This is a genomic window from Lentzea sp. DG1S-22 (genome assembly GCF_036321065.1).
Lineage (GTDB): Bacteria > Actinomycetota > Actinomycetes > Mycobacteriales > Pseudonocardiaceae > Lentzea > Lentzea jiangxiensis.
Genome location: NZ_CP143276.1, coordinates 3,699,008 through 3,725,590, shown reverse-complemented (window position 1 = coordinate 3,725,590; position 26,583 = coordinate 3,699,008). Strand labels below are relative to the sequence as shown.

The 26,583-nt window shown below is 68.9% G+C and carries 27 protein-coding genes and 1 pseudogene; 16 read left to right on the top strand and 12 right to left on the bottom strand.

The genetic code is table 11. The features are described 5' to 3' along the window. Window positions 1–22 precede the first annotated feature (22 nt). From V1227_RS16485 to V1227_RS16465, 5 genes and pseudogenes are all read left to right on the top strand, one after another. Window positions 23–1,291 (top strand): sugar ABC transporter substrate-binding protein, encoded by a 1,269-nt coding sequence (locus tag V1227_RS16485; protein WP_329793453.1) that lies wholly within the window; start codon window positions 23–25, stop codon window positions 1,289–1,291. Window positions 1,292–1,347: 56 nt separating this feature from the next. Then, window positions 1,348–2,181 (top strand): carbohydrate ABC transporter permease, encoded by an 834-nt coding sequence (locus tag V1227_RS16480; RefSeq protein ID WP_329793452.1) that lies wholly within the window; start codon window positions 1,348–1,350, stop codon window positions 2,179–2,181. Between the two features lies 1 nt (window position 2,182). Continuing rightward, on the top strand, window positions 2,183–3,037 hold the full coding sequence (locus V1227_RS16475) for a carbohydrate ABC transporter permease (RefSeq protein WP_329793451.1): 855 nt from the start codon (window positions 2,183–2,185) through the stop codon (window positions 3,035–3,037). Window positions 3,038–3,190: 153 nt separating this feature from the next. Further along, entirely contained in the window at window positions 3,191–4,168 is a 978-nt protein-coding gene (locus tag V1227_RS16470) for a nucleoside hydrolase (protein ID WP_329793450.1), read from the top strand. Window positions 4,169–4,200: 32 nt separating this feature from the next. Then, window positions 4,201–5,616 (top strand): annotated as a pseudogene (locus V1227_RS16465) (mannitol dehydrogenase family protein); the annotation flags it as partial. Between the two features lie 45 nt (window positions 5,617–5,661). Here the strand turns inward: V1227_RS16465 and V1227_RS16460 are convergent. From V1227_RS16460 to V1227_RS40655, 3 genes are all read right to left on the bottom strand, one after another. Continuing rightward, entirely contained in the window at window positions 5,662–6,573 is a 912-nt protein-coding gene (locus tag V1227_RS16460; protein WP_329793449.1) for a PrsW family intramembrane metalloprotease, read from the bottom strand. A gap of 314 nt (window positions 6,574–6,887) precedes the next feature. Beyond that, the gene (locus V1227_RS16455) at window positions 6,888–7,445 is read right to left on the bottom strand and encodes a hypothetical protein (protein ID WP_329793447.1); all 558 of its coding nucleotides are present in this window, start codon (window positions 7,443–7,445) and stop codon (window positions 6,888–6,890) included. Window positions 7,446–8,027: 582 nt separating this feature from the next. Continuing rightward, window positions 8,028–8,858 carry a GAF domain-containing protein gene (locus V1227_RS40655; RefSeq protein ID WP_442916499.1) on the bottom strand — a complete coding sequence of 277 codons (831 nt, stop codon included), beginning with the start codon at window positions 8,856–8,858 and terminating at the stop codon, window positions 8,028–8,030. 312 nt (window positions 8,859–9,170) lie between these two features. Between V1227_RS40655 and V1227_RS16440 the strand changes: the two genes are divergently transcribed. The 3 genes from V1227_RS16440 (at window position 9,171) to V1227_RS16430 (ending at window position 11,903) form a co-directional block, all read left to right on the top strand. Continuing rightward, on the top strand, window positions 9,171–9,893 hold the full coding sequence (locus tag V1227_RS16440; protein ID WP_329793446.1) for a GAF and ANTAR domain-containing protein: 723 nt from the start codon (window positions 9,171–9,173) through the stop codon (window positions 9,891–9,893). A gap of 5 nt (window positions 9,894–9,898) precedes the next feature. After that, complete coding sequence (locus V1227_RS16435) at window positions 9,899–11,356, top strand: PP2C family protein-serine/threonine phosphatase (protein ID WP_329793444.1); 1,458 nt, start codon at window positions 9,899–9,901, stop codon at window positions 11,354–11,356. Window positions 11,357–11,711: 355 nt separating this feature from the next. Beyond that, entirely contained in the window at window positions 11,712–11,903 is a 192-nt protein-coding gene (locus V1227_RS16430) for a hypothetical protein (RefSeq protein ID WP_329793443.1), read from the top strand. A gap of 748 nt (window positions 11,904–12,651) precedes the next feature. Here the strand turns inward: V1227_RS16430 and V1227_RS16425 are convergent. From V1227_RS16425 to V1227_RS16415, 3 genes are read right to left on the bottom strand one after another with little or no spacing between them, the layout of a single operon-like run. Beyond that, window positions 12,652–13,494 (bottom strand): diacylglycerol/lipid kinase family protein, encoded by an 843-nt coding sequence (locus V1227_RS16425; RefSeq protein ID WP_329794045.1) that lies wholly within the window; start codon window positions 13,492–13,494, stop codon window positions 12,652–12,654. 40 nt (window positions 13,495–13,534) lie between these two features. Next, window positions 13,535–14,350 carry a hypothetical protein gene (locus V1227_RS16420; protein WP_329793442.1) on the bottom strand — a complete coding sequence of 272 codons (816 nt, stop codon included), beginning with the start codon at window positions 14,348–14,350 and terminating at the stop codon, window positions 13,535–13,537. Continuing rightward, window positions 14,311–14,877, bottom strand: coding sequence for a hypothetical protein (locus V1227_RS16415; RefSeq protein ID WP_329793441.1), 567 nt, complete (start codon window positions 14,875–14,877; stop codon window positions 14,311–14,313). The genes V1227_RS16420 and V1227_RS16415 overlap by 40 nt, the downstream gene beginning before the upstream one ends. A gap of 228 nt (window positions 14,878–15,105) precedes the next feature. Between V1227_RS16415 and V1227_RS16410 the strand changes: the two genes are divergently transcribed. Continuing rightward, the gene (locus V1227_RS16410; protein ID WP_329793440.1) at window positions 15,106–15,597 is read left to right on the top strand and encodes a MarR family winged helix-turn-helix transcriptional regulator; all 492 of its coding nucleotides are present in this window, start codon (window positions 15,106–15,108) and stop codon (window positions 15,595–15,597) included. An 85-nt stretch (window positions 15,598–15,682) separates the two neighbouring features. On the opposite strand, the gene V1227_RS16405 is transcribed toward V1227_RS16410, so the two are convergent. Continuing rightward, window positions 15,683–16,159, bottom strand: coding sequence for a MarR family winged helix-turn-helix transcriptional regulator (locus V1227_RS16405; protein ID WP_329793439.1), 477 nt, complete (start codon window positions 16,157–16,159; stop codon window positions 15,683–15,685). Between the two features lie 677 nt (window positions 16,160–16,836). On the opposite strand from V1227_RS16405, the gene V1227_RS16400 reads away from it, so the two are divergent. The 6 genes from V1227_RS16400 (at window position 16,837) to V1227_RS16375 (ending at window position 21,111) form a co-directional block, all read left to right on the top strand. Further along, window positions 16,837–17,661 (top strand): SDR family NAD(P)-dependent oxidoreductase, encoded by an 825-nt coding sequence (locus tag V1227_RS16400; RefSeq protein ID WP_329793438.1) that lies wholly within the window; start codon window positions 16,837–16,839, stop codon window positions 17,659–17,661. Window positions 17,662–17,740: 79 nt separating this feature from the next. Continuing rightward, window positions 17,741–18,721, top strand: coding sequence for a superoxide dismutase (locus V1227_RS16395; RefSeq protein WP_329793437.1), 981 nt, complete (start codon window positions 17,741–17,743; stop codon window positions 18,719–18,721). A gap of 330 nt (window positions 18,722–19,051) precedes the next feature. Next, window positions 19,052–19,480 carry a cupin domain-containing protein gene (locus tag V1227_RS16390; RefSeq protein WP_329793436.1) on the top strand — a complete coding sequence of 143 codons (429 nt, stop codon included), beginning with the start codon at window positions 19,052–19,054 and terminating at the stop codon, window positions 19,478–19,480. 200 nt (window positions 19,481–19,680) lie between these two features. After that, a complete protein-coding gene (locus V1227_RS16385; protein WP_329793434.1) occupies window positions 19,681–20,208 on the top strand; it encodes a VOC family protein in 528 nt (175 codons plus the stop codon). A 16-nt stretch (window positions 20,209–20,224) separates the two neighbouring features. Beyond that, window positions 20,225–20,578, top strand: coding sequence for a hypothetical protein (locus tag V1227_RS16380; protein WP_329793432.1), 354 nt, complete (start codon window positions 20,225–20,227; stop codon window positions 20,576–20,578). Between the two features lie 221 nt (window positions 20,579–20,799). Next, window positions 20,800–21,111, top strand: coding sequence for an SseB family protein (locus V1227_RS16375; protein ID WP_329793431.1), 312 nt, complete (start codon window positions 20,800–20,802; stop codon window positions 21,109–21,111). A 152-nt stretch (window positions 21,112–21,263) separates the two neighbouring features. Here the strand turns inward: V1227_RS16375 and V1227_RS16370 are convergent, their stop codons facing one another. From V1227_RS16370 to V1227_RS16360, 3 genes are read right to left on the bottom strand one after another with little or no spacing between them, the layout of a single operon-like run. Beyond that, window positions 21,264–21,725, bottom strand: coding sequence for a nitroreductase/quinone reductase family protein (locus tag V1227_RS16370; RefSeq protein ID WP_329793429.1), 462 nt, complete (start codon window positions 21,723–21,725; stop codon window positions 21,264–21,266). Between the two features lie 46 nt (window positions 21,726–21,771). Next, complete coding sequence (locus V1227_RS16365) at window positions 21,772–22,773, bottom strand: zinc-binding alcohol dehydrogenase family protein (RefSeq protein ID WP_329793427.1); 1,002 nt, start codon at window positions 22,771–22,773, stop codon at window positions 21,772–21,774. A 4-nt stretch (window positions 22,774–22,777) separates the two neighbouring features. Beyond that, window positions 22,778–23,374, bottom strand: a complete 597-nt coding sequence (locus V1227_RS16360) for an NADPH-dependent F420 reductase (RefSeq protein WP_329793426.1) — start codon at window positions 23,372–23,374, stop codon at window positions 22,778–22,780. 146 nt (window positions 23,375–23,520) lie between these two features. Here V1227_RS16360 and V1227_RS16355 point away from each other — a divergent pair, with 146 nt between their 5' ends. Further along, a complete protein-coding gene (locus tag V1227_RS16355; RefSeq protein WP_329793425.1) occupies window positions 23,521–24,132 on the top strand; it encodes a TetR/AcrR family transcriptional regulator in 612 nt (203 codons plus the stop codon). A 553-nt stretch (window positions 24,133–24,685) separates the two neighbouring features. Here the strand turns inward: V1227_RS16355 and V1227_RS16350 are convergent. Together V1227_RS16350 and V1227_RS16345 are read right to left on the bottom strand one after the other, a co-directional pair. After that, window positions 24,686–25,342, bottom strand: a complete 657-nt coding sequence (locus V1227_RS16350; protein WP_329793424.1) for a response regulator transcription factor — start codon at window positions 25,340–25,342, stop codon at window positions 24,686–24,688. Beyond that, a complete protein-coding gene (locus V1227_RS16345) occupies window positions 25,330–26,553 on the bottom strand; it encodes a sensor histidine kinase (protein WP_329793423.1) in 1,224 nt (407 codons plus the stop codon). Before V1227_RS16345 ends, V1227_RS16350 begins: the two co-directional genes overlap by 13 nt. Window positions 26,554–26,583 lie beyond the last annotated feature (30 nt).

Below are 26,583 nucleotides of genomic sequence, written 5' to 3'. Positions count from 1 at the left end.
CATGCGCCACAAGAACTTATCGGTGACCGCTGCGGTCGCCACAGCGGTGGTCCTGCTCGCCGCGTGCGGCGGTGACCCGGCGGGCGGTGCGGGCAACGCGGACCAGGCCACCCTCACCTTCGTCAACGCACAGGACCCCGGCACGTTCGACGAGGTGATCGCCGGTTTCCAGCAGGCCAACCCCGGCATCAAGGTCGAGCAGCAGGTGCTGCCCTTCGACGACCTCAACTCGGCCGTGCAGTCCCGGCTGGGCTCCAAGGACGCCAGCATCGACCTGTTCGACGTCGACGAACCGCGCCTGGCGTCGTTTGCCGCCCGCGGGTTCCTGCTCGACCTCTCCGACCTGCGTCGACAAGCCGGAGACGCCATCGATCCCGAGGTGCTCGACGCGACCAGCTACGACGGCAAGCAGTACGCGATGCCGAGGTGGACCTCCACTCAGCTGCTCTTCTACAACAAGGCCGTGCTCGCCAAGGCCGGAGTCGCCGCGCCCAGCTCCGATCCCGCCGCTCCGGCGACGTGGGAGGACCTCACCGCGGCGGGCAAGAAGGCCCAGTCCGCGGGCGCGGAGTGGGGTCTCGTGTTCGACCAGGTCGATCGCTACTACCAGCTCCAACCACTGCCGGAGTCGCTCGGCGCCGGGCCCGGCCTCTCCGGACCTGGCCTGCTCACCCCCGCCATCACCAACGAGGGCTGGACGAAGGCCGCCGGCTGGTACGCCTCGATCTTCCGCGACGGCGTCGCCCCGCGAGGGGTCGCCGTGGAGCAGACACCCGGCCTGTTCACCGCGGGCGACACCGCCTTCTTCGCCGGTGGCCCGTGGAACGCGGACATCTTCGACAAGGTCGCCGACCTCGACTACGGCATCGCGCCCTTCCCCGTCTTCGCGGGCGGCAAGCCTGCCTCCTCGACGGGCTCGTGGGCGACCGGCGTCAGCCCGTTCTCGAAGAACCAGGCGGCGGCCAAGAAGTTCATCGCGTACATGACCACCGACCCGACGGGCGCGTTGCAGGCGCAGTCCAGGAACATCCCGGTGCAGCGCGAGGCCTACCAGCAGTACCTGAAGCAGCTGCGCGACAAGGGCGGGCGGTCCGTCGATCTGGCGGCCGTCGTGGAGCACGAACTGGCCACCAACGCCGTGTCCCGGCCCGTCACCACCGGCTACGTCGACTTCGAGACCGTGATGAACAAGGTCTTCGCCGACATCCGCAACGGCAGTGAACCGGCGAGGCGCCTCGACGAGGCCGCGCAGGAGCTCGACCGGGTCCTCGCCAAGTACCGGAACAGGTGAGCATGGCGGCCACACGGCGTGGGAGGCGCCGGTTCGGCGACCTTCCGACTGCCCTGGTGTTCCTCGCGCCCGCGATCGTCACCGCCGTGCTGCTGAGGCTCGCGCCGACCGGCAGGGCGCTGTGGGACAGCCTGCACAGCACGCCGCTGGGCGCGGAGCCGGCGACCTGGGTGTGGCTCGACCAGTTCCGCACGTTGTTCACCGATCCCGGCTTCCTCAACTCGCTCTGGGTCACCGTCCTGTTCAACGCCGTCGTCAACCCGCTGCAGATCCTGGTGGCGCTGGCGCTGGCGACGCTGTTCAACGAACGCATCCGCGGCGTGGGACTGATGCGGACGCTGGTGTTCCTCCCGGTGGCCATCCCGCAGAGCGTCTCGGCCGTCATCTGGGCGGTGGCGTTCAGGCCGGACGGACCGTTGAACGGCACGCTGGCCCTGTTCGGCATCGGTGCGCAGCGGTACACGACCTCACCGGTGCAGGCGCTGCCGTCGATCATGCTGGTCGTGTCGTGGATCGGGGTCGGCTACTGGATGATGTTCCTGGTCGCCGGCCTCAAGCAGATCGACCCGGCGCTCTACGACGCCGCGGCGCTGGACGGCGCCGGCCGCTGGAAGCGCTTCCGGTACGTGACCCTCCCGCAACTGCACCGGCAGATCGGTTTCGTGCTCGTCGCCGCGACGGTCTCCAACCTGCTGCTGTTCGCCCCGGTGCAGATCCTGACCGAGGGCGGGCCGGAAGGCAGCACCGATGTGATCATGAACGACATCTTCGAGCGCGCCTACCTCCAGGCCGACGTCGGTGGCGCGGCCGCGGCGACGGTCGTGCTCGTGCTCATCTCACTGATCATCGTGATCGTCCAGTTCCGGTTGCTCGCCAAGGGGGAGGACTGAAATGGCGTCGTCAACCGCGACCGCGGGGCGTGGTGGTTTCCGAGCGTGGTTGGTGCTGCTCGGCGCGTTCACCGCGTTCCTCTTCGTCGTGCCGCTGTGGTGGACGGTGGCGAGCGCGCTGCGCTCGCAGGAGGAGACCTTCCGAGCGCTCTCACCGGTGTCGGTCTGGACGCTCGTCCCGCGCGGTGCCACCGTCGACAACTTCCTCAGGCTGCTGCAGGGCGACTTCGGCAGGGCGATGCTCAACTCCGTCGTGGTCACCGTCGCCACGCTGGTGCTGGGGCTGGCGGTCTGCTCGACGGCCGCCTTCGCGCTCGCCGTGCTCGACTTCCCGGGTCGAACAGCGATCTTCGCGGTCATGGTCGTGTCGTTCCTGATCCCCTTCGACGCCATCGCCATCCCGCTGTGGTCCTCCTTCCAGGACGCGGGACTGCAGAACACCTACCTGGGGCTGGTCCTACCGGGGGTGGGCAACGGGTTCGCCGTCTACCTGCTGAGGGGCTTCTTCCTGGCCGTGCCCAAGGACCTCGTCGACGCGGCGCGGGTCGACGGGCTCAACTGGTGGGGCATCTTCCGCCGCGTCCACCTGCCGCTGTCGAAACCGGCCATGGTCGGCGCCGGCCTCATCCTGTTCGTGTTCCAGTGGCAGGCCTACCTGTGGCCGTTGCTCATCGCACCGGACCCGGCCATGAAGGTGGCGCCGGTCGCGATTGCCCAGCTTTCGGGTGAGCACGGGGTGGACTTCGGCGCCATCTTCGCCGGAGCGGTACTGACCGCGGTGGTTCCGCTGCTCATCGTGCTCTTCTTCCAGCGCTACTTCACCCAGTCGTTGACGACGTCCGGCATCAACGGCTGACACCCGACGCGACTTCGACCACATTTGTCCGCATTCAAACGTGATCGTGGTCACATCTCTTGTCGATGGGTCACCTCGGTGCGTTCTATGGCAGAGGCTTGTGCGCTTCGCGCCGCCCGCCACCCCGCTCCGAGAAGATCAGGTTGCGTTTCGATGAGGATGATCCTGGACACCGACCCCGGCAACGGGGTTCCCGGTGCCGATGTCGACGACTGCTTGGCCATCGGCCTGGCGCTCCGGTCGCCGGAGATCGAACTGGAAGCGATCACGGTCGTGGCGGGCAACGTGTCCGTCGACCAAGGTGTGCGGTCCGCTCTGGAGATCCTGGAGGCCGCGGACGCGCCGCACGTGCCCGTGCACCGGGGTGCAGCGCGGCCGCTGATGCAGGACCCCGCCGCCTGGCGCAGGCGGCTGGACGGCCGCCGCGACGAGGAGTCGGCGCAACGCCACTGGCACGACGTGCGCACGTCCGCCGCCACCTTCGCCGCCGACCCCACCTCCGCGGCCCGCGTGCTGGTGGACCGGGTGAACGAGCGGCCGGGGGAGATCACGGTGCTGGCGATCGGCCCGCTGACCAACATCGCCACCGCCATGACCATCGACCCGGAGTGGTCGCAGAAGATCAAGCAACTCGTCGTGATGGCAGGCGCGTTCGACGTGCGCAACGTGCTGCACGAGCTGAACGCCGCCTACGACCCCGAGGCGACTCACATCGTGATGAACAGCGCCGCGCCGCTGCTCATCGTGCCGCTGGACGTCACCCTCCGGACCTTCATGCGACTCGGTGACGTCGACGTGCTCGACGCCGCGGGCACGCCGCTCGCGTCCTACCTCGGACGGATGGCCCGCCCGTGGATCACGTGGCTGGCGGAGCGCTTCGGGGAGGACGGGTGCGCCCTGCACGACCCGCTCGCGCTCGCGGCGCTGCTGGACCCGAGGGTCATCACCACCCGCACCGCCTACGTCGACGTCGAGTTGCGTGGCAGGCTCACCCGTGGGCGCATGGTGTCGTGGAACGACGAGATGCTGCGCGGCGACCTGGAACTGCCGGCCGTCAGCCCCGTGATGATCGCGGGCCACGTCGACAACGACCTGTTCATGCCGCTGCTGCTGGAACGCCTCACCTCCTGACCGGCGGCCACCCGCCGCTGAATGGACCGCTCATGTCTCTCCTCGGCACCCGCACGCTCGACGAGCACGTCACACGCGTGCCGTCGCCCACCTACGACCGCGGCCGAGTCCGCACGGGGATCGTGCACTTCGGCGTCGGCGGGTTCCACCGCGCCCACCAGGCCGTGTACCTCGACGAGCTGATGCGTCGCGGGCAGGCCCTGGAGTGGGGGATCTGCGGCGTCGGCCTGTTGCCGGGTGACCGGTCGATGCAGGAGGCGCTGGAAGCGCAGGACCACCTGTACACCGTCGTGGTCAAGCACGCCGACGGCACCCGCGAACCTCGGATCATCGGGTCGATCGTGCAGTACCTGTTCGCCCCGGACGATCCTGAGGCGGTCGTGGCGAAGCTCGCGGACCCGGCGACCCGCATCGTCTCGCTGACCATCACCGAAGGCGGGTACAACCTCGACAGCGCCACCGGCCGCTTCGACGACGCGAACGCCTCGGTGCGGGCCGATCTCCAACCGGGCGCCGTGCCGACCACCGTGTTCGGCTTCGTCGTCGAGGCACTGGCCCGCCGCCGCGAGTGCGGTGTGCCGCCGTTCACGGTCCTGTCGTGCGACAACCTGCTCGGCAACGGAGACGTGGCGCGGCGCTCGTTCGCCGCCTTCGCCGCGCTGCGCGATCCAGGCCTCGGCGAGTGGGTGCGGCGGGAGGTCAGCTTCCCCAACTCGATGGTCGACCGGATCACGCCGGTCACCTCACCCGAGGACCGCGAAGAGCTCGCCCGGTGCCACGGCGTCGAGGACCGCTGGCCCGTCGTGTGCGAGCCGTTCACCCAGTGGGTCGTCGAGGACTCCTTCACGGCGGGCAGGCCGCCGCTCGAGGAGGTGGGGGTGCAACTGGTCGCCGACGTCGAGCCCTACGAGCTGATGAAGCTGCGGCTGCTCAACGCGAGCCACCAGGCGCTGTGCTACCTCGGCCGCCTGGCGGGATACCGGTTCGTCCACCAGGTTTGCCGCGACCCGCTGTTCGCGTCGTTCCTGCGGCGGTACATGACCCTCGAGGCGATTCCCACGCTGCGGCCGGTGCCCGGCATCGATGTCGGGCGCTACGTGGACCAGCTGCTGGAGCGGTTCTCGAACGCGGAGGTGAGCGACACCCTCGACAGGTTGTGCGCCGACACGTCCGACCGGATCCCGGTGTTCCTCCTGCCGGTCGCGCGGGAGAACCTCGCCCGCGGCGGAGAGGTCGAGCACGCCGCCGCAGTAGTGGCGGCCTGGGCGCGCTATGCCGAGGGCGTCGACGAACAGGGTGCTCCTGTCGACGTGGTGGACCGCCTCAGCTCGTCGCTGACCGCGGCCGCGAGGCGGTGGCCGGAGGACCCGCTGGCCTTCCTGCGCCGACGTGACCTGTTCGGCGACCTGGCCGACGACTCCCGGTTCACCGCGGCGTACACCTCCGCGCTCACCACGTTGCACGCCGCGGGCGCACGGGGACTGCTCGCCTCCTCATCCTCGTGGCCTCCGGCCGGCGGGCCACCAGCGGGCGTCGGTGGCCAGCGGATAGCCGCGCACGGCCACGGGCACGACCTGCCGGCGGGAACGGCGCACGAGCACCGCCAGCCAGAGCAGCCCGGCCAGTGAGATCAACGCCAGCCCGGTCCAGGTGAACACGGTGAAGAGCTGCACCTGCGTGGGAGTGGGCTGCGGGAGGTAGCCCTCTGCCAGTGCTCGTTGTTGCCACGGCTGGTCGGTCAGCACCAGGGTGATGAGGACGGCGATGGTGTTCATCGAGTCCCACAGCGCGTGCAGCAGCGACACCCCGAGGTAGGCGGCGAGCAGGCGGCCGGTGAGCAGGAAGTGGTCGCGGGTGCTGCGGGAGAACAGCACGGCGCCGAGGATCGCGGTCCACAGGCCGTGGCCGAACGGGGCCAGCAGGCCGCGCAGCAGTTCGGTCGTCACCAGGTCCAGCAGTGACAGGCCGTTCTGGGTGAACAGCGCGGTCATCGCGTACCCGGCCGACTCGAAGGCGGCGAACCCGAACCCGACGCTCGCGCCCAGCACCAGCCCGTCGCGCGACGACTTCTCGTGCAGGTGCCGGGTCAGCAGCGCGAGCGCGCCGAGCTTCACCGCCTCCTCGATCAGGCCGACACCGGCGAACAGCCACGGCGAAGGGTGCAGCAGGTAGCTCTCCAGCAGTGAGGCGCCCAGGACGCCGAGTACGCCGCCGACGGCGAAGGTGCGGAAGACCAGCTCGCCGGTGACCTCGCCGGAGTGCCGGTGCTGGAAGGCCCACGAGACGAAGGTGGCCGGCACCAGGAAGCTGCCGAGCAGCACGATGGTGGGGATCAGGTTGGTGTTGCGCGTGCCGAAGGTGATCACCACGGTGGCCACCCACAGTGCGAGTCCGACCAGGAACATGCGCAACCACGGCCGTGATCGCCTTCCCTTGTGGTGATCAGCTGATCCGGCGATGGCCATGGGGCTCGGTCCTCCTCGGTCTTGACCGGCCGGGGTGCTCGCGACGAGTGCCGGATCGACCGGTGGTCAGTGGTGGTCTTCCCTCCTTCCGCCGGTCCAACCAACGGGTTCGGACGAACTCGGATTGCTGCTGTACAAGGCGGAAAGGCCTTTCCAGCAGGACGCCGGCGCGGGAAATGATCATCCGCGCTGGCGGTGATCACCAGTGTGGTCCTGAGTTCGGCCCGCAGGCCGGCCGTGCCGGCGTCGTGCTGTCACCCCTGCGAGGACCGCGCGAACTGCTGCCGATCGGTGGGAGTGCCTTGGTAGCCGTGCGGCTTGAGCTGCTCTTCGGCGTCCGTCGGGGTGCGGTGCAGCAGACCGTCGTCGCACTCGCCGTACTGGCCGGTCCGTGTCAGCGGTGGCGAGTACGCGTGGATGGTGATGGTCGGGCCCGCACCGGAGTCGCGGCGCATGCGATGGATGAACGTGCCGTCGAAGCAGAACGACTGTCCCGCCTCGACCGCTGTGCCGGACGGTCGTTCGCCCATGCGCAGGTGCTCGTGCCGGATGCGGCCGCGCACGACGTGCACACCGCCGCTGGACCGGTCGTGGTCGTGGAAACCGGTGTCGTGCTCGTCGGCCATCCACGAGATCGCCCACACACCGAGGTGCTCGTTGGTGAACACGTCGGCGTAGGTGCGTTCCGCCGTGGTCTGGTTCAGCTCGTCCTCCCACAGCTCAGGCCGGGCTGCGACGGCTTCGGTGATGGCGGCGAGATCTTCAGGCGACAGGCGGCCTCGCGGTGTCTCGAACGGAAGCTCATCGGACATGCCGGTGGATTGCCTCACTCGAAGCGGATAAACGCCTCGGCTTCCACAAGGCCGAGGTCGGGAACGACCACCAAGCGGTCGGTCTGGCAGCAACGGCGTCGCTTGGACAAGACTTGGTCATCCAGACGGTTTCCGCGCGTGATCGGTCGGATGTCCCGGTGGCTCGACCTGCATGATGTTCACGGTGTCAAGCACGGACACGGTGTTGTCGCGCAGCAACACCGGCACCCACAGGTGCGAGGTCTCCGGATCGACCACATGAGGCCCGAGGACCACCCGCTCAAGACGGCAACGGGGTGCAGGACGTCCGGGTTGAGGTAGAGGACGACCGCACCGCGGTCAGGGCGAGGTGTCAAAGGCATGGCGAGGTCCGTGGGGTCGGAGTCCGCGCCGCACAAGGCATCCGCGGACAAGTCGGTCTCGAATCGCCGGTTGCTCGACGTTGCGTCCCGGATACCCTCGTCAGACCGTTCAATCCCGCTCGATCGGCGGGGCGGCTCGCTGCTCGACCACCACTTCCTCGCGGGGTGTGGACCACGGCTTCATGCCCGTGCCCGGCCAACGCTCGTGCAAGTCCCGGGGCTACGACTCGTAGAGGCTGCTGCCGCTGTGACCGGACGCGAACGCGGTCCGCGTGCTCATCACTCGCCTTCCCTTGAACGGGGTTCCGGCGGCGTGGTGCGGCCGGTGATATCGGCGATGAACCGCTCGGCGGGTGTGTGGAGCTTGACGTTCTCGCGCTGCGACTGCTGGACCAGCAGCCGGAAGGCCTCGTCGGCGGTGATCGTGTGTGCGGCCATGAGAACCGCCTTTGGCCTGGTCGATGACCGCGCGCGTCGTCAACGCGGTGCGCAGCTGCCCGGCGAGCTGGTACGCCCGCAGGTACATGCTGTGGCTGCGCAGGGCCGTTTCCACGGCGGTGGTGCAGAGCGCCAGCAGGGGAGCATCGAGCTCCAGGAAGCCGTGTCCCTGCCTGGAGTAGCCGTTGATCGCGCCGGAGTGCTTGCTGTCCACGACCAGCGGCGCCGACAGGAAGCTCACCATCCCGGCCGAACGGGACTCGGCGCCGAACGCGGGCCACCGTTCCTGCGCTTCCTCGACCGTCGCGCGCGCCAACCGGCCTGTCGCGGCGGCGGCCAAGCACGGGCCGGCGCCTGTGTCGTACCGGACGCCGTCGAGCTGGGTGACGAGGTCGCTCGTGCTCGCGGCGGTGAACGGCCGACCGTTGTCGAGCAGTGTCACGGTCGCCTCGTCCAGGCCCGGTACCGCGCGCACGACCTGTTCGCAGACCTGGTGCATCAGCTTCCGCAGGTCGTCCTCGCGGCGGAGTGCTTCCGAGAGATGCGCCAGCGCTGTGGTCACCTCGTCCAGCACGATCGGCAGCGGCGGGCCGACCTGGTTGGAAGTCGTCACGGTCGTCTCCTCGCCGAGTGACGAGGACTCCGAGACGAGGTGCACGGCGGGACCGTTCCCACCGGCTCCTGGCTGAACCGGATCATCGTGCGACGTCCGGTGTACCCCGTCCATCACAAACGCTGTCCGGGGCGGGTGTCGCTGTTCGGCACGGGAAGACCACAGACCACATGACCCTGGCGCAGACCGGCATTCCCTTGCGGACAGTGACCCGCGCTTTCGGTTTGGGGGCGCAATGGAGGGGAAGCCGGATGCATCGGTGGACGCCTGCCACCGGAGAGGCGATGAATCGGTGCCGAAGGTGTGACGCGAATGAACCACGAGCTGCCGCTGGCCGACGAGCTGGCGGCTGTGTCCGCGCGGATGTCGGGTCTGCTGCTGTCGAGGGAGACGGTCGGCACGGCGTTGAACTTCGTCACGTCGCTGGCGGGAGAAGCGCTTCCCGCCGCGGCCGGGGCCGGCGTGACGCTGCTCGACGAGCACGGTCGCCGGACGACCGCGGCGGCCACCGACCCGGTGGTCGAACACCTCGACGGGCTGCAGTACGACCTGGAGGAGGGTCCGTGCCTGACCGCTTGGGAAGAGCGTCACGTGGTGAAGGTCGACGACATTCCTGTTGACGGCCGGTGGCCGCGCTGGTCGGTGGCTGTCGGAGGGGCGGAGATGCGGTCGGCGTTGAGCGCGCCACTGGTCGCCGGGGGCGACGCGCTGGGAGCGATCAAGGTCTACGGCCGCGAACCGAGCCTCTTCGGGGAACGGGACGAGTACCTGCTCACCATGTTCGCCGCGCAGTCCGCGATCCTGCTGGCCAATGTGCGGTCCTACGACGACGCCAGGAAGCTCAGCGACTCGCTCACCGACGCGATGCGCGGCCGCGACGTCATCAACATGGCCAAGGGGATCGTCATGGCGCGTGAGCACGTCGACGAGGGAACCGCCTTCACCTTGCTGGCGCGCAACGCCCATGAAGAGCGCAAGAGCCTGCGTGACCTGGCCGGTGCGTTCGTGCGCTCTACCACCCGCCGGAACCGCTGACGGCCATGTCTTCTGATCAGCAAGCCTCGCAGCGGGACGAGCAGCGCCGCGCGCTGGCGCTCGCCTTCGGCAGGACCGGCCTGACGCTGGAGCAGTTGTGGATGCGGTACTTCGCCCTCGGCGGAGCGGCTGGACTGGTCGAGGTCGAGGCGTACCTGCACGGCCTGATGCCGTTGCCCGCGCTGCAGGGGGACATGCTGGCGCACGCGATCAACGAGCACCTCGACGAGCCGACCTGGCCGCACCGCGTGCCCTACACGTTCCCGTCGCCGGGCAACCGCCCGCGGACCGGACCGCTGGCGAGCCTGGTGGACCTGCTCGACGGCATGCACCAGGCACCACCGGAGCACCTCCCCGCGGCCGCGGAGCGCGCGGGCAGGGCGCTGGGCCTGCGGATCTCGATCTACCTCGTCGACTACGAACAGCACATGCTGCACCCGCTGCCCGACCCGGACGACCCCGGCCGCGTTCCCCTCGGGGTGGACGCGAGCCTGCCGGGACGAGCCTTCTGCACGGTGCAGACGCTGCCAGGGCACCAGCGGTTGTGGGTGCCGCTGCTCGACGGGGTGGAACGCCTCGGCGTCCTGGAAGTGACCCCGCCAGAGGGAACAGACCTGCACGATCCCGAGCTGCACCTGCGGTGCCGGTGGCTGTCCGCGCTCATCGGTCACCTGGTGACCATCAGCACCCACTACGGCGACGGCTTGGACGCGGTGCGCCTGAGGCGGCAGCGCAGCCCGGCGGCGGACCTGATCTGGCAGTTGCTGCCCCCGCTGACCGCGGCCACCGGGAGCTTCGCCGTCGCCGGGCTGGTGGAACCCTGTTACGAGGTCGGCGGCGACGCCTTCGACTACGCGCTGTCGCCCACGACGGCGTCGCTGGCCATCTTCGACGCCGTCGGGCACACCCTGCGCAGCGGGTTCGTGGCCGCGGCGGCACTGGCCGCCTGCCGCAGCAACCGCCGCGCGGGCCACGGCCTGTTCGAACAGGCCCGCACCATCGACGAGACCGTCAGCGGCCAGATCCCCGACGGCGCGTTCGCCACCGGTGTCCTGGCCGAACTCGACCTCGAGAGCGGTCGGCTGCGCTACCTCAACGCCGGTCACCCACCACCGCTGCTGCTGCGATCCGGCAAGGTCGTCAAACGCCTCACCGGCGGACGACGGCTGCCCTTCGGCCTGGGAACCGGTGAGCTCGCCATCGCCGAGGAAACCCTGCAACCCGGCGACTGGCTCGTCCTGCACACCGACGGCATCACCGAAGCACGCGACACCAGCGGAGAGCAGTTCGGCGACACCAGGCTGACAGACTTCCTCGAACGGGAAGCCGCCGCCGGGCACCCTCCACCGGAGACGGCCCGGCGGTTGGTCAAAGCCGTGCTGGCACACCAGAACGGCGTTCTGCAGGACGACGCCTCCGTCGTGCTGGCGCGCTGGCTCAAGAGCGGCGAACTGACCTTGTGAGCGGCAGGAAACCGCCTTCGCATTCGCCACCGGTATCGACGGCCGGGCGCCGTGGATCCCGCAGGCCGGTCGTCTGACCGGCATCGGCTCCTGACCGACCGCTGACCCAGGTGGCCTGCTCGCAACGAACAAGACTGTCCACAATAGACCGCGGAACGCCAGGCGATTCCGAGTTCACCGGTGTCCTCGCCGATGCGTTCCTCAGCGGATGCCTCCTCCGGGATCATCGGTTCCGTGCGCACTGGGCAGACACGGTGTAAGCAACGCATCGGTGGCTCGGTGCTGGTGGGAGACCTGACGGACAGGTCGTCGGTGGGCTGAACCCGCTCTACCGGGAGCCCACCGCGCTGGATCCGTGGCAGCCCGCCTGGCCGAGATCCCCGCAGTTCCGGCCGTCCTGGGCCTGCCCCAGGACACCGGCCCCACACGCGTCCACCGGCCGACCGAGCGCTCGCTGACGACGCTGAACGACGGCATGCACCTCGCGCACGCCGCCGGCCTGGTCGCGGGCACCCTCGATGTCGGCGTGACGACGCGCGGAACCTGATCGCCGCCTACGCCCGCCAGCACGGCAGTCCGGTGCCGGTGATCGCCAAGGCGCTCATCAACGGCGAGCTCGACCCCGCCGCGATGGCGAAAACCCGCTGAACAGCGCGAGCCGAACGCGTGTCCCGGTGACCGCTCGCAGGGGACGCGGCTTCACCACGCGGTGATCACGATCACCGAAGCCGTGACCGAACCGGCCCAGACGTCCGCACGTCGCTTCGAGGACTTCGCAGGAATATCAAGCGAAGCTTGGGTGGTACTGGGCTGCCGGGTCCGAGGCTTCCCTGGACGCGGTCAGGACCGCGCGAGTGGTCTGGCAGGCTGAGCGGTGTCGTCGAGCAGCCAGCGGCCGCACGGGTCCGGTTAGCGCGGTGCGGGTTCGCGTGACGATCTTGCTCCGCGGCCCGTCCTACAGGTTGGTTCCAGTCGATGCCGGTGGACTGTACGTGCCGGGAAGTACGTCCGTGCAAGTCCGCAGGCATCTGCGTTTGCCGGTCTCGATCGGGCATGCGCACAGGCCGTAGCGCGGCGAAGGCTTGAGACACGGCGAGGTAGGCGAAGCGGACCAGCACACCCGTGATCACGCCGGACGGTGACCGGCACACTCCGATCCTCACTGACTTGCGCGGACGTACTTCTCGGCACGCACAAGGCCGTCACGCTCGCGCAGCACCGGCACTCCCGCGGTCGTCCGGGATGCGGATCACAGCCAGCGACCGACGACAGCTTTCGGGACGGGGTCGCCGAGTTCATGCCGGCACCTTGACGACGAGCGCTCCGGGGTTCACCTCGACCTTCAGCGACCTGGTTGTCCCGCAGACTTCTCCGTCGACCTCGAACGGCTTGGTGCGGCTGCTGCGCAACTCCAAGCGCCGGAACCGGAACCGCTCCACCGCCGGCCCGTCCACCCGGCGGGAACCGATCAGGCGCCCCGCCGTGACCAGCCAACCCCTGGTGCGCACGTCATGCAGCAATGCCAGGTCCAGGAGCCCATCGGCGGGATCTGCCTCCGGCAGGAGGGAAACCCCGCCCTGCAAGGCGCCTATGTTGCCGACGACCGCCCCGAGAACGCGGCGGGTCAGCCAGCGGCCGTCGTCCAACCGGAGGGTCACCCGGCTGGCGCCCGACCTCAGACCCTTGAGAACCGCTGGTACATATGCGGGCCACCCCAGGAGGCGCTTCATCCTGGGCGAGGTGTCGCGGACCATCTCCGCGTCCAGACCGATCCCACCCATGCCGACGAAAGGGCGTCCGTCCAGCAGGCCCATGTCGACGCGGCGGTCCGCCCCGTCGAAAGCCGACGTGACGGCGTCCTCCACCCCACTGCCGATTCCCAGGTTCCGGGCCACGAGGTTCCCCGTGCCGATCGGCACGATTCCCATCGCCACCCCGGTGTGCGCCAGCCCGGCGGCCACCGCGTTCACCGTGCCGTCTCCGCCGCACGCCAAAACCAGCCGCGGGTGGTTGCGCAGGGCGAGTGCCGTCACCCCTGTCCCGGCATCGTCACAGGTGGTCTCGAACCACTGCGGCTCGCACCAGCCGCGGTCCCGGGCGGTACGAGATATCAGGTCCCGCAACCCGGAGTGGTCCACCACCGCGCCCGGATGAACGACCACCGCCACACGAAGCCTGTCACGCCATGGATCCACCCGAACCGCCTTCACGAGGTTGACACCGGACCGGATGCCCTGCGGCAGGCGAACGTACACGCGGACGCGACACGCAAAGTGCTGCGGACAGGCCGGGCCGGTCCACGGTCGTGCCCCGTGTCGCCGGCGCGGGTGCGGCAAGGGCCGGCCTCGCGTTGCTGTGCTCGTCGATCAAGCCATGTCCACCGGAGGAGGAGAGAGATGTCGTGGCCGCAGCACTCCTGGTGCCGGTGACAACTCTGGTCACTTGAATCACGCGCAGGCGTTCGACGCCCCAGCGGTCGGCATGGAACCGTCGTGGGAGGAGGATGGGAATAATCTGAGAGAAGTCAAGGTGTGGCAACAGGATTGAGCTGCGCTCCAGCGCATCCAACTGCACCGTTGCGAACTGGCGGTTCGAGGTTTCCGCAGGTCGATTCGTGATCCGATCCACCCTGGGGTCAAGGGGTCGCAGGCTCAAATCTTGTCGTCCTGATGGGATCAGCCCGCTGGCTCTGGGGGTGTAATCGGCGCGCCGTCCCTCGCCGTCGATGTCTGCTTGCGAAGAACGGTCAGGAGCGAGCCGCACGGAACACGGCTGCCGTACGCTGAGGACACGCGAAAATCGTCTGGCGCGTCGGTCTGCCGGCAGGCCTCGGAACACGGCACAGCGCCATTCGCTCCCGCGGACCAGCCAGAAGTCCCGGTGTTGCGGCGTGCCGAGGACCTCCGGATGGGCCGTGATGGCGGACGCGTAGTCGTTGGTCTGGCCGAACTCGGTCATGGTGAGCCGCATCGGGCGCTTGAGTTCGACGAGCAAGTGCCGGGTACGTTCGCTCTCGGGTAGGTGGCGGGAGAACACCATGTCCACGCGCTCCCGTTTGCGGACGGCAGCACCACCGGGTTCGACGCGAACTCCACGTCGTCGCGTTCGGTGATCCGCGTGCGCACGACGCGGGTCAACCCCGTCTTCGAGAGCGCCAGGCTCCACTCGTCGCCGAAGATCCACGGCTCGTCCACCAGCATTGGGTGGAGCTGATCGACCTCACGGAACACGGTCTTGGTCTCGTCGGCATGCAGCAGACCGTCCGGGAAGTCGGAGCGGTCCGCGATCGTCTGAGCGGCCTGGGCGACCGAGGCAAGCTTGATGCGTTCCAGCAGGTCGAACAGGACTTCCTGTTCATCTTCGCTCAGGTCGCGCACCGCGTTCAGGATCCGGTTCGTGCGCGAAGGCTCCGCGCGGGTGGCTTCCTGGAGCAGCCGCGGGGATAGCTTCTTCTGCCTGACATCCCGGCCGAGGGCCGGGCTGGTCACCACCGCGGCGATGCCGGAGATCTCTCGTTCCACCTCCTCGTTCTCCGATGGCCGGACGATCAGGACTCTGCCCAACGGTCCGTCCACGATCACCCGCTGCAAGCCTTGGTCGTGTCCGGTCCGCTGGCTTCTTCCCGATGACGTCGGTGCGGTGGTTCCGCTCAATGTTTCCACGGTGCTCGCCTGCGCGGGATAATTGAAACTTCAGCGCAAGCGGTAGAGTTGCTCCGGATGCCGAGGACGCAGTCGCGGAGGACAACGATGCCCAAGACCCGATGGCTGGACGACGAGGAGCAGGCGACCTGGCGCAGCTTCCTCATTGCCACCAAGCTCATGATGGACCGGGTCGAGCGCGACCTGAAGCAGCGCTCTGGGCTCTCCTTCGCCTACTACGACGTGTTGTCGAGGCTGTCGGAGGCGCCAGGCCGATCGATGCGAATGGCGGATCTCGCCGCGGCGTGCGTGTTCGATCGCAGCAGGCTGAGCCACACGATCGACCGCCTGGCGCGGGACGGCTGGGTTCGTCGGGAGGACGCGGGTGTCGACGGCAGGGGACAGTGCGCCGTCCTCACCGCGGAGGGGGTCAAGGAGGTGAGGCGTGCCGCGCGGCACCACGTCGAGCAGGTTCGCGAGCTCGTCTTCGACCGCCTCAGCGACGAGCAGCAGCAGTCACTGCGCGAGATCAGCGGACTGCTGGCGACGGGCATGGCCGATGACGCGGCGCTGACCAGGATGGGGTGGCCGGGCAAGTGATTCCCGGGCTCCGGCCGGTGTCGCGGGTGAGGCGCTGACCGGGGCGGTATCCCCCGGCGGCCTCCGCAAGCAGTGCCGCCGCGCCTCAGCGGTCGGCAGGGCGGCTCGTCGAGACGGGTTTCGCGGGATCGGCCGCGCTCGTGACCAGTTTCTCGCTGATCTCGCGCAGGGTCCTGCGCTGGTCGAGGGTGAGGCGGTCGAAGACCAACGGCCGCACCTGCTCGACGTGAGCCGGTGCGGCCCGCCGGACGACGGCCATGCCCTCGTCCGTGAGCTCTGCCGGATGACCCCTTCGGTCGGTCGGACACCGCCCTCTGCGCACCCATCCGTTGCGTGCGAGCCGATCGATCGTGTGGCACAACCTGCCGCGGCCGAAGACCGAGTCGGCGGCCAGGTCCGCCATCCGCATCGGTCGTCCTGGCGCCTCCGACAGCCGGGACAGCACGTCGTAGTGGGCGAACGAGAGATCGGTCTCGCGCTTCGGCTCCCGCTCCAGTCGAGCCTGCAGCAACAGGGAGGTGAGCAGGAAGCTCCGCCATGTTCGCAGCTCCTGCTCGTTCAACACCTGGTCCCTGGCAACGGTTACCTCTATATCGTTGAAATTTCAGCACGCTTTGCCAGGTGCCGCAGAAGCTGAACTTTCAACTTCCCTGGGGATGTCTTCCGTTCCGGGCATGAATCGACGCTGCCGGCTCCGCATGACATCGACGAGGGCGCCCGTCAGCAGGTCCCGCTCCATATCCGGCCAGTAGTCGGATACGCGGATCCGACACCGCCATCCGGGGGGACGACGTGAAGAAGCACGTTGCCGGGGATCGGCCCCTGGTGTCCGTAGTGGATGTCTGAATCACGGGCGCACAGGTGTGGGCGGCAGCGTGGGACAACTCCGCTCTCGTCTACTTGGCTGTCCAGGGCGCTATCGCGGGCATTGTCGCGGCGACGAGCAGTGCACATCAAGGGCTGCTTTCCGCGGCCCGCTATCTGGTGCGGTAGCGGTCACCCGGCGGCATCACCTGGCCCGCGCCGCAGATCGTCGCTGCGGAGCAGTTCGGCACCGCCGGACCGCCGAGGCCGCCGGTGGCGTGACGCACCCGCTGTGGTGGCGGGAGCTGGCGGTTGACCTGCCGGTCCGGTCGCGCTCTGCTCGCCGGAGCGACCTCGCGCAGGTAGTTGAAATTTCAGCACCGGGTGCTACAGTGACCCCATGCTGAAATTTCAACTAAACAGGAGTGGTCTTCGATGGATCGCTTGACGGGCAAGACCGCGATCGTCACCGGCGCGGCAGGCGGCCTGGGGTACGCCGGAGTGCGAGCGATGGCGGCCGAGGGCGCTCGAGTCGTGATGATGGACCTGTCTCCGGCTGTCCACGACCGGGCGGAGGAGCTCGCGGAGGAAGGGTTCGACGTCACCGCGCACGTCGGTGACGTCTCTTCCGAGAGCGACATGGCCGGAGTCGTCGCTCGCGCCAAGGAGACCTACGGGGGACTCCACGTCCTGTGGAACAACGCCGGGCTGGTGAGCGGCGAGTGGATCAACCAGGACACCGACGTGGTCGAGGTCAGCCGTGACTTCCTGATGCGCACCATCGAGGTGAACGCGGTCAGCGTGTTCCTCGGCAGCAAGTACGCCGTTCCCGCGATGGCCGAGACCGGGGGTGGCTCGATCATCAACACCTCGTCGGTCCAGGCCGCGGGCGGAGACCTGGCCCTCGTCGCCTACGGCACGAGCAAAGCGGCGGTGAACTACCTGACGAAGTCGGTGGCCACCTCGTTCGGGCACCTCGGTATCCGGAGCAACGCGCTGGCGCCCGGGCTGATCCCGACACCTGCGGTGAGACAGGCAGCCGCCGGGGCGCACCAGCTCGAGGCCGTGGCGCCACTGCAACTCCTGCTGGACTCCCAGATGCTCAGCAGCATCGGGGAGCAAGCCGATGTCGCCAACACGGTCGTCTTCCTGGCGTCGGACGAGTCGAAGTTCATCACCGGTCAGCTGATCTACGTCGACGGCGGCACGACCGGGCATCTGCCGACGCTGTCCGATCGTCGCAAGCAGGCAAGTGCCTGAGCTCAGCCCATCGGACGACGAACGCCGCGCCGGGCTGTGCTGCGCGGTGTGCCTGACAACTCGTGAGGAAAGGACTTCGATGCGCGTGCGCAAGCTCATGGGCACCCTTCTGACCCTGCTGGTGACGGCCGGCCTGTTGGCCGCGCCGGCCGCCGCCGCGCCGGTGCCGGCCAAGCGGTTCCCCGCGGTGGTGAACCTGCCGAACGGGTTCTCGCCCGAAGGCATCGCCGTTGAGGGGAAGACCGCCTACACCGGTTCGCTGGCCACCGGTGCGATCCGGCGCGTGGACCTGCGAACCGGTGTGACCACGCAGTTCGCCCCGTCGCCCGGCTCCGGCAAGATCTCGGTCGGAATGGACGTCGACCGATTCGGCCGGCTCTGGGTGGCGGGCGGCGGTCACGGAGGCCCGCTTCCCGGCGTCATCAGCAGCTTCCGCCTGTACGACACGAGGTCTGGCGCGAAGCTTGCCGACGTCCCTGTCCCCGAGGCTTCGTTCATCAACGACGTCGAGGTGACCCGCGACGCGGCCTGGTTCACCGACAGCGCAGACCCGGCCGCTCTCGTGCGGGTGCCGATCGGGACCAACGGCAGGATAGGTGTGCCCGAGAAGATCGTGCTGGGTGGGGGGTGGGTGCCCGGCGGACCCATCAACGCCAACGGGATCACGGCGACGCCCGACGGTGAGAACCTGGTCGTCGGCCAGACCGCTGCCGCTGGTGGCGGTGCTGCCCTGTACCTCGTGCCCTCCACCACCGGCGACGTGGCCCTGGCGCGGAAGATCGGTCTCCAGGGTGACCTGGAGTCCGCCGACGGCTTGGTCCTCGTCGGACGGACGCTCTACGTCGTGACGCATGACGGAGTGGTCGAGGTCGAGCTCGCCCGTCAGCTGACCGCCGGGAGGGTCCTGAGCGTCACCGAGGTGCCGGGAGCCGCCTTCGCGAGCACCGGGGCCCTGTTCGGAGGCCGCCTCTACGTGGTCGATGCCAACCTCGGCGAGAACCTCTCCAACATCGGCAATCCGGACGCCACCTTCAAGATCGTGGCGATTCCCGTCCCGTAGAACCATCGGCGCTTTGCCGGAAGGGCTGCGCGAAGCCCTTCTCGAATGTGGCGAGCCTTGTCCCCGCTCTTTCGGCGAGGGCCCTGGGGATGGTCCTGTGACCGGTCCGAGACGGCTCCGATTTTCTCGGCGCCCAGGTTGTGTCCGGAACAGGCCGCCGGGTGCGGAAGGAAAAGCCGGAAGTGATGACGAATCTGATTGTGTTGTTCCTGGAGGAATTCGATGACGTTCAAGGATTTTCCCGCCGATCCCGCTGATCCCGCCTGGGCGGCGAACAGAGCGATCTTCGTCCCGGCTGACGGGGGCCGAACGGTGGTGATCAACGGTGACGTGTTCACCGTGAAGCTCCGTTCCGCGCTCACGACCGGGTCACTGGGTTTCATCGAGGCCGACGTCCCACCTGGCATCGGTGCCAACCCGCACGCGCACCTCGCCGAGGACGAGGCTTTCTACCTGGTTTCCGGTGAGATGGACATCATCAACGGCAACACCGTGCACCGCGCCGGCGCCGGCGACTTCGTCTTCATTCCCCGAGGTACGCGGCACGGTTACATGAACGTCGGCAGCGAGACGGCGAAAATGCTCGTCTTCTTCACGCCGGGTGGCGCGGAGGAGTTCTGGCTGGAGGTGGGAGAGGAGGCAACCGAGGACAACATCGCCGTGTGGTGGACTGAAGAGCAGTTCGAGGCCATAGAGGAAACGCTCGAACGCCACCACATTCGCCTGCTTCCAGGTGACGAGGAAGCTTTCAAGAAGTAATCAGCTCATGGGTGACCATTTGTGTCACCGGGCTGAGTTGCGGATAGAAGCGGCAGCTTGTGCAACACAGCCGCAACTCACGGCTTTCCGCATCTCTGGTTGGCGGTGATGCCGCCGTGACGGCTCGGTGGTTGCGCAGGAAGTGGCATTTCTGCTGCGTCAAGGTCATGAGTCCCACCGCACCTGGAATGGAAGCTGTGATGTACCGCACGGAACCTGATGAGATCCACAGTTTGGGGCTTGGTGACATCCACCACGTGGGACTTGTTGTCATGGATCTCGACCGCGCCCTGTCCACGTACTCGGCGTTGCTTGGTCGCGCCGACACCACAAAGCTCGAATTCCAAACGCCTGACGTGCCTATGCGATGGGGTACGCGTCGGCTCAACCTCCGCGTCGGCTTCATGTCACTTGGCGGAACATTGCTGGAGATCTTGCAGCCGCTGGATGACCAGTCGCCGCACGGAAAATTTCTGGCTGAACGCGGCGAGGGCTTGCACCACCTAGGGTTTTTGGTTACCGATCTCGACGGGCAGAGCGCCCGACTCGCAGGGCTCGGCATGTCGACGCTCGCGGGCACGAACAGGCCGCAAGATCCGCTGCGTTGGGTTTATCTTGATGGTCCGGCTGCCGGCGGAGCGGTAATTGAGATGATGGAGAAGAGTCCGATCTCCGAGCAATTCTGGGCAGATGCCGCGTCCGCGATGATCGCGAAAGAACCGGAGTAAGAGGCATCGCCGGCAGATGATCGAGCAGGCGAGGCCGAGGAAGGCTTCGTGGATCTCGTCGCTGGGCGGCGATGTCATGGTGGTGCAAGCGTCGGCGGTACCGATGGAGCGGCTGAAGCAGCCCAAGTCGCAGAAGAGCTCATCGCCGTCATTTGTGACGACCAAGAAGGTCCTCGGCACCTGCAAGGGCAAGGACTTCATGCAGCTCCGCGAAAAGGCCGTCATCCGGCTCTGCTACAACACCGCCGCAAGCCTGTCCGAAGTCGGCACCCTCAGCCTCGAGGCCTCAGTCAGAACATCGACTGGTAAGGGCGACAAGGATTGTCGCGTCCGGTACGGGCCCAAGACCACGCGAGCGATCAGCCGTTGAAGCCCAACCTGCTTGGAACCGGTTCGAGCCTCGTGCGATCAGGTTGTCCGCCCACCAGTGGCCCCGTCGAAGACGGGGCACTGGTGGGCACGTGGTCGTGGGCGCCTACTCGGTGATCTTGTCTGCGAAGTAGACGGTGGCGGCGCACGCGGGGAAGGCGGCGAGGAGCGCGCTTAGGTCCGCGGCGGCGCGGTTTCCCCGAGCCCCTCGCGGACCTGGACGTGGTGCTGGGTTGCGTCGCGGCCGGGTGGGCGTCGCAGCACCGTCTGCTGACGGCGGTGCTGGAGGCCAACCTGATCGTGGAGACCGATGGGCAGGGCAACCTGCGCATGGGGGTCACGGCGGACGGGCAGCGCCTCGTGGCTGTGTGGTCGGCGCCGGGGCACGTGCCAGGGGAGGTCGTGGCACCGATGCAGACGACGGGGCGTGAGCTGGCCGCGGTACTGGCGGGTGGGGTGCTGGTGATCAACCCCGGTGGGCAGCTCGGCGTGGAGCTGCCGGGTGACGACCTGATCGCCGCGCTGAACGCCTGAGTCGCGTCTCGTTCACCGCTCACGCGGTACAGCCTGGGGACAGGACGTTGCTCGCAGCCCTGCCTTCGGCTCGGATGCACCGGATGGTCGTCCGGCGTCGGCACGGTGGCGGGCGCCCGGGGTGCGAGGCCAGGCGCCCGTGGTGGGTGCGGTCAGCTCTCGGTGGGCTCCAGCAGGATCAGTGGCACCTCGCGGTTGCCCGCTTCGGCGGCACGGGCGCGGAAGTCGGCGAAGAACGGGTAGAGCTCGTCGGTGTAGGCCAGCCAGCTCTCCCGCTCCGCGCCTTCGGCCACCCTGGCGGTCATCAGCCGGCGATCGGGGCCGTCCTGCAGCTGCACCGTCGGGTGCGCCACGAGGTTGTGGAACCAGCCCGGGTTGCGGGCCTGGCCGCCGGCTGCCGCGCCGATGGCGTAGACGCCGTCGCGCTCGATGCGCATCAGGGCGACCTTGCGCAGCTTGCCCGAACGGGCGCCGCGCATGGTCACCACGACCACCGGGCCGCCCCCCATCGTCGCGCCTTCCCGGCCGTCGGTGCGCTCGTACAGCTCGACCTGGTCACGGGTCGTCGCGTCGGCGCTGGGGACGTACTCACCGTCGAGCAGATCCTTCGTCATTTCGAAGAGTTTCCTTTCACGGAAGCGATTTCCGGCGTTGCCGGTTTCAGCCGGTCACCCGGATCACGGTCTTTCCGGTGGTCCGTCCGCTCTCGGCGAGGGCGTGCGCCGTCTTCATGGTCTCGGCGGTCAGGCCGTCCAGCGCGGTGGTGACGATCGGGCGCAGCCGGCCCGCCGCGACGTCGTCCGCCGCCCTGGCGAGGATCCGGCCCTGGCTGGCCACGTCGCCGCCGGCCACGATCTTGCTGAACACCATCTCGCTGTGCAGCGACAGCGACTTCTCCGTGAACGCGCCCAGGTCGAGGGGGCCGGCGAGGTCGGTGTGGGCCAGGTGGCCGAAGGGGCGCAGCACCTCGACGATCGCCGCCAGGTGGCCGCTGGTGCCCGAGGTCGAGAGCACCAGGTCGACGTGGTCGATCCCCGCCGTGCGCAGCTGTCCTGCCAGGTCGCCGCGGTGGTCGACGACCAGGTCGGCGCCCATCGCCGTCGCCCACCGCCGCGACTCGGGCCGCGAGGCCGTGCTGATCACGAAGGCCGGTGTCATGGCCTTGAGCAGTTGCGTGGCCATCGACCCGACGCCACCTGCTCCGCCGATGACGAGCACGCGACTGACGCCGGGCGGCAGGACGTCCTGGTCGCGGAACAGCGATTCCCAGGCCGTGAGGACACCGATGGGCAGCGAGGCGGCGTCGGTGAACGAGAGCCGGTCCGGGATCTCGGCCACCACCCGGTGGTCGACCGCGACGCGCTCGGCCCAGCTGCCGTCGCGGGTGAAGTCGCCGGTGCCCATCACCCGGTCCCCGGCCGCGAACCCGGTGGCCGCGGGCCCGGCCGTGACGACGACCCCGGCGAACTCCCAGCCGAGCACGAGCCGTCCGCCGGGCTCGGCGCTGCGCGTTCGCCGGATCGCGGCTTCGCCCGGGTTGATGCCGATCGCACGGACTTCGACGAGCAGGTCACCGTCACGCAGCCGGGGCTCGGTGACCTCGGTCAGGGTGATGGCGAACGCGTCGAGCTCGTGCGCTTTCTCGTAGGTGAGCGCTTTCACGGCTTCAGTCCTGCCTCAGGGCGTGCAGCGCCGAGAGCGGGCCGCCGATCTGCATCAGGCGGCCGCCGTCGCGCAGCGTCCCGGCGTCGACCGGCGCGAATCCGATGGTGTCGGCGACGGCGTGGAAATCCGCCTTGGCGGCCTCGTCGTCACCGGCGTAGAACAGCAGCTGCCGCCCTTCCGCATGCCGGGGGTCGGCGGCGATGTACTGGGCGTGGAGAGTGTTGAAGGCCTTGATCACGCGTGCGCCCGGCGCACGGTCGGCCACGAACTCGCTCGCCGTCTCCACCCGGAGCTCAGTGAGGTTCGGCCGCATCGACTCGAGGTTGTTGGTGGTGTCGACCAGGATTCGACCGTCCCACTCGGACAGTCCGGCCAGCGCGTCACCGACCTGCGGCCACCTCACGGCGAGGAAGACCATGTCGGCGGCGGCCGCTTCCTCGGTCGTCCCCGCGCTCGCGAGCGGCCCCAGCCGGGTCACGACGTCGAGCAGGGTGTCCGGGCCGCGGCTGTTGCTGAGCGTCACCTCGTGGCCGGCCGCCACGAGGTGACGGGCGATCGCCTGCGCGACCGTCCCGGCGCCGATGGTTCCGAAGTCCATGACCGTCCCTCCAGTCTTCGATGACGTCCGTCATCATTAATTATGATTGTAGGCGTCATCATCGACTGTCAAGCCGGACTCCTCCGTGGACGCCCGGTTTGATGATGGCTATCATCGGAAGCGATCTCGCCAGGAAGGTGGTCGGCGTGCCCCGCATCACGCAAGAGCAGAAGCGGCTCAATCGCGAGAAGATCGTCAACGCCGCCGGCGCGGGATTCCGGCTGCGCGGCATCGACGGCGTCGGCATCGAGGAGCTGATGAAGTCGGCCGGCATGACGCACGGCGGTTTCTACAACCACTTCGCCTCGAAGGACGACCTCGCTCTCGAAGTCCTCCACCAGGGCTTCACCGACTCGCTCGCGGCGCTCGGCGCCATCCGCGAAGCGCATCCCCGCTCGGCGCGCGCGGCCCTGCACGACATGGTCGACGAGTACGTCAACGCCGAGCACCGCGACCATCCCGAGATCGGCTGCGCCTCGGCTGCCTTCGTCACCGACGCCGGCCGCCACGGTGCCGCCGCCCAGGCCGAGTACCGGCGCGGACTCGACGGCTACTTCGCCGCCATCACGGACATGCTGCTCGACCGCGCCCGCCAGTCCGGCACCGAGCTCGGTGCGGCCGAGGCCCGCGAGCGCGCGGTGGCGATGTTCAGCCAGATGGTCGGCGCGCTGGTCCTCTCCCGGGCGGTCGCCGACGCCGCCCCCGACCTGTCGGACGAGGTGCTGGCGGTGAACCGGCGGCGGCTCAAGAAGCTGTGACCGCCCGGCGGGCGATGGGTCCCGCGACGTCTCGGTGAGGCAGGAGTCGACGAGAAGCTTCGCGGCGTCCGGCAGTGAACCGTCACGGCACAGGACCACGACCTGAAGTTGTTGCTCCGCACGCCTCTTCCCGTCTCGTCGGCAAGGCTGCGGGTGGTGGTAGCTGGAGTGGAGAGCGATGCCGTCGGCGATGGCGATCATTCCGAAAGCCGCGCTGATGTAGAGGCTCATACCGAAGGCCTGGGTGGCGATGTTGGCCGCGACGCTGCCTACGAGGACCGTCGTGAGCAAGGCGCGGCTGCGGGTGAGCGGGTTCATGACGAAGAAGTTGGTTGCGTTCGCCGGCGTCGCCGATACCGCGGGCTTCCGAGTGTCAGGTACAGCAGGTCGCACCTCGAGGCCGGTGGTGCTGTCCGCCGCACGACGGCGCGTTCCACATCCGGTCGGAAGTCGTGAACGCCCGCCCAGGTCGCGACGGCACATGTGGACTGCCGAGCCGGTCACACCCACAGGTACGGCGTTGTGACCATCCGACCCTTCGCACGCGGTCGCCCTACCGCGATCCGGTGCCCTCGAGGTAGCGCAGGACCGCGGTGACGCGCCGGTCGGCGCGGTCGTCGGGTGCGAGGTCGAGTTTGGCGAAGATGCTGCGGATGTGCTTGTGCACTCCGCCTTCGGTGACGGTGAGGCGTTCGGCGATGGCGGTGTTGCCGAGGCCTTCGGCCATGAGCGCGAGCACGTCCCGTTCGCGGGGGCTCAGCCTGCTGAGCGCATTGGTGTGCGGGTTGCGGGCCAGCAACTGGCCCACCACGTCGGGGTCCACGGCGGTGCCACCGCTCGCCACGCGGTGCAGGGCGCCCAGGAACTCGTCGACCCGCCCCACCCGCTCCTTCAACAGGTAGCCGAGCCGGTTGGCGCCGCCGGAGAGCAGTTCGGTGGCGAAGGTCTGCTCGACGTAGGCCGACAGCACGAGCACCGCGAGTCCTGGCCGCCGGCGGCGTGCCTCGACGGCCGCCAGAATTCCCTCGTCGGTGTGGGTGGGTGGCATCCGGACGTCGACGATGGCGACGTCCGGCTCGTGCTCGGCCACCGCGGCCAGGAACGACCCCGGGGTGTCCGCGGTGGCCACCACGTCGAGCGACTCGGCGCGCAGCAGCAACGCCAAACCCTCGCGCAGCAACGGGTCGTCCTCCGCGATCACGATCCGCACGGCAGCTCCACTCGCATCGTCGTCGGCCCACCGGCCGGGCTGTCCAGGGTGAAACGCCCGTCGTAGGCCTCGATCCGCCGGCGGATGCCGGTCAGCCCCGACCCACCGCGCTCGTCCGCGCCACCCCGGCCGTCGTCGGCGATCCGCAGCAGCAACCGGTCGTCCTTCCTGATCACCTCCACCACGGCGCTCGCGGCGCCGCTGTGCTTGGCCACGTTGGACAGGCCCTCGGCCACCACGAAGTACGCGGTGGCCTCGACGGAGGCGGCGCACCGGCCGGGGACGTCCACCACCACCTCGCACGGCACGCCGCAGGTGCTCGCGAGGCCGGCCAGCGCACCGGCGAGCCCGCGGTCGGCCAGCACCGGGGGCAGGATGCCGCGCGCCACGGCCCGCAGCTCGGAGAGCGCCTGTTCGGCGGCGTCCTGGGCCCGGTCCAGCGCGGCGTGGGCCGCGGCGGGATTCCGGTCCACGGCCCGCCGCACGGCACCGAGCAGCACGTTCACCGCTACGAGCCGGTTCTGCGTCCCGTCGTGCAGCGACCGCTCGATGCGGCGCAGCTCGGCGGCGTGCGCGTCGAGAGCCGCGGCACGCGTGGCGGTCAGCTCGGCGATCCTCAGCGAGAGATCGGCCCCCGCGGGAGGCGCCAGCAAGAGCCGGCCCGGCCACTCCTGCACCCGGACGAGCGCCGGTCCGAGCATGGCGATGAAGACGGCGCAGAACACGCCGGACAGCGCCACGACCAACGCACCGGCCAGGTCCGTGACGTCCCAGAAAACGTCCCAGAAGAGGAAGGTGGGAGTGTTGTCCACAGGCGGCAACAGGCGGAAGTAGAACGGGTACGTCACGTTCTGCACCATCGTGGCCGACATCGCGAGCCCGATGAACCCGGCGGCGAGGCCGGCCATGACGTGCAGCGGCAACCAAGCCAGCTCTCGCCGCACGGCGACGTCGCGCAGCGCGGCACGCGCCGAGTGCGGCACGGGAGCGGGCTCGAGCACCGGGAGCCGCGTCCGTTCCCGGTTCGCGACTGACCGCAGCGTGCGGAGGGCTGCGGGGAGCAGGGGAACACCGACACCGAAGAGGCTGAGCAGCGCGACCGAGCCGAGCACCACGAGGGCGGCCGTCGCGAGCAGCGCCGTGCCCAGGCCGCCGAGCAGGCGCACGACGGAATCGAGCGCCGTTCGCAGTCGTTGCCGCACCAGTGCCATGTCACCTCCCGGGCCGGGACCATATCCGAA

What these genes read in the sequence shown, in the direction of transcription:
- V1227_RS16475 (WP_329793451.1), top strand. Translation starts at nt 2,183, where the DNA reads ATGGCGTCGTCAACCGCGACCGCGGGGCGTGGTGGTTTCCGAGCGTGG.
- V1227_RS16470 (WP_329793450.1), top strand. Translation starts at nt 3,191, where the DNA reads ATGAGGATGATCCTGGACACCGACCCCGGCAACGGGGTTCCCGGTGCC.
- V1227_RS16460 (WP_329793449.1), bottom strand. Translation starts at nt 6,573, where the DNA reads ATGTTCCTGGTCGGACTCGCACTGTGGGTGGCCACCGTGGTGATCACC.
- V1227_RS16455 (WP_329793447.1), bottom strand. Translation starts at nt 7,445, where the DNA reads ATGTCCGATGAGCTTCCGTTCGAGACACCGCGAGGCCGCCTGTCGCCT.
- V1227_RS16440 (WP_329793446.1), top strand. Translation starts at nt 9,171, where the DNA reads ATGAACCACGAGCTGCCGCTGGCCGACGAGCTGGCGGCTGTGTCCGCG.
- V1227_RS16435 (WP_329793444.1), top strand. Translation starts at nt 9,899, where the DNA reads ATGTCTTCTGATCAGCAAGCCTCGCAGCGGGACGAGCAGCGCCGCGCG.
- V1227_RS16410 (WP_329793440.1), top strand. Translation starts at nt 15,106, where the DNA reads ATGCCCAAGACCCGATGGCTGGACGACGAGGAGCAGGCGACCTGGCGC.
- V1227_RS16400 (WP_329793438.1), top strand. Translation starts at nt 16,837, where the DNA reads ATGGATCGCTTGACGGGCAAGACCGCGATCGTCACCGGCGCGGCAGGC.
- V1227_RS16395 (WP_329793437.1), top strand. Translation starts at nt 17,741, where the DNA reads ATGCGCGTGCGCAAGCTCATGGGCACCCTTCTGACCCTGCTGGTGACG.
- V1227_RS16385 (WP_329793434.1), top strand. Translation starts at nt 19,681, where the DNA reads ATGTACCGCACGGAACCTGATGAGATCCACAGTTTGGGGCTTGGTGAC.
- V1227_RS16380 (WP_329793432.1), top strand. Translation starts at nt 20,225, where the DNA reads ATGATCGAGCAGGCGAGGCCGAGGAAGGCTTCGTGGATCTCGTCGCTG.
- V1227_RS16370 (WP_329793429.1), bottom strand. Translation starts at nt 21,725, where the DNA reads ATGACGAAGGATCTGCTCGACGGTGAGTACGTCCCCAGCGCCGACGCG.
- V1227_RS16360 (WP_329793426.1), bottom strand. Translation starts at nt 23,374, where the DNA reads ATGGACTTCGGAACCATCGGCGCCGGGACGGTCGCGCAGGCGATCGCC.
- V1227_RS16345 (WP_329793423.1), bottom strand. Translation starts at nt 26,553, where the DNA reads ATGGCACTGGTGCGGCAACGACTGCGAACGGCGCTCGATTCCGTCGTG.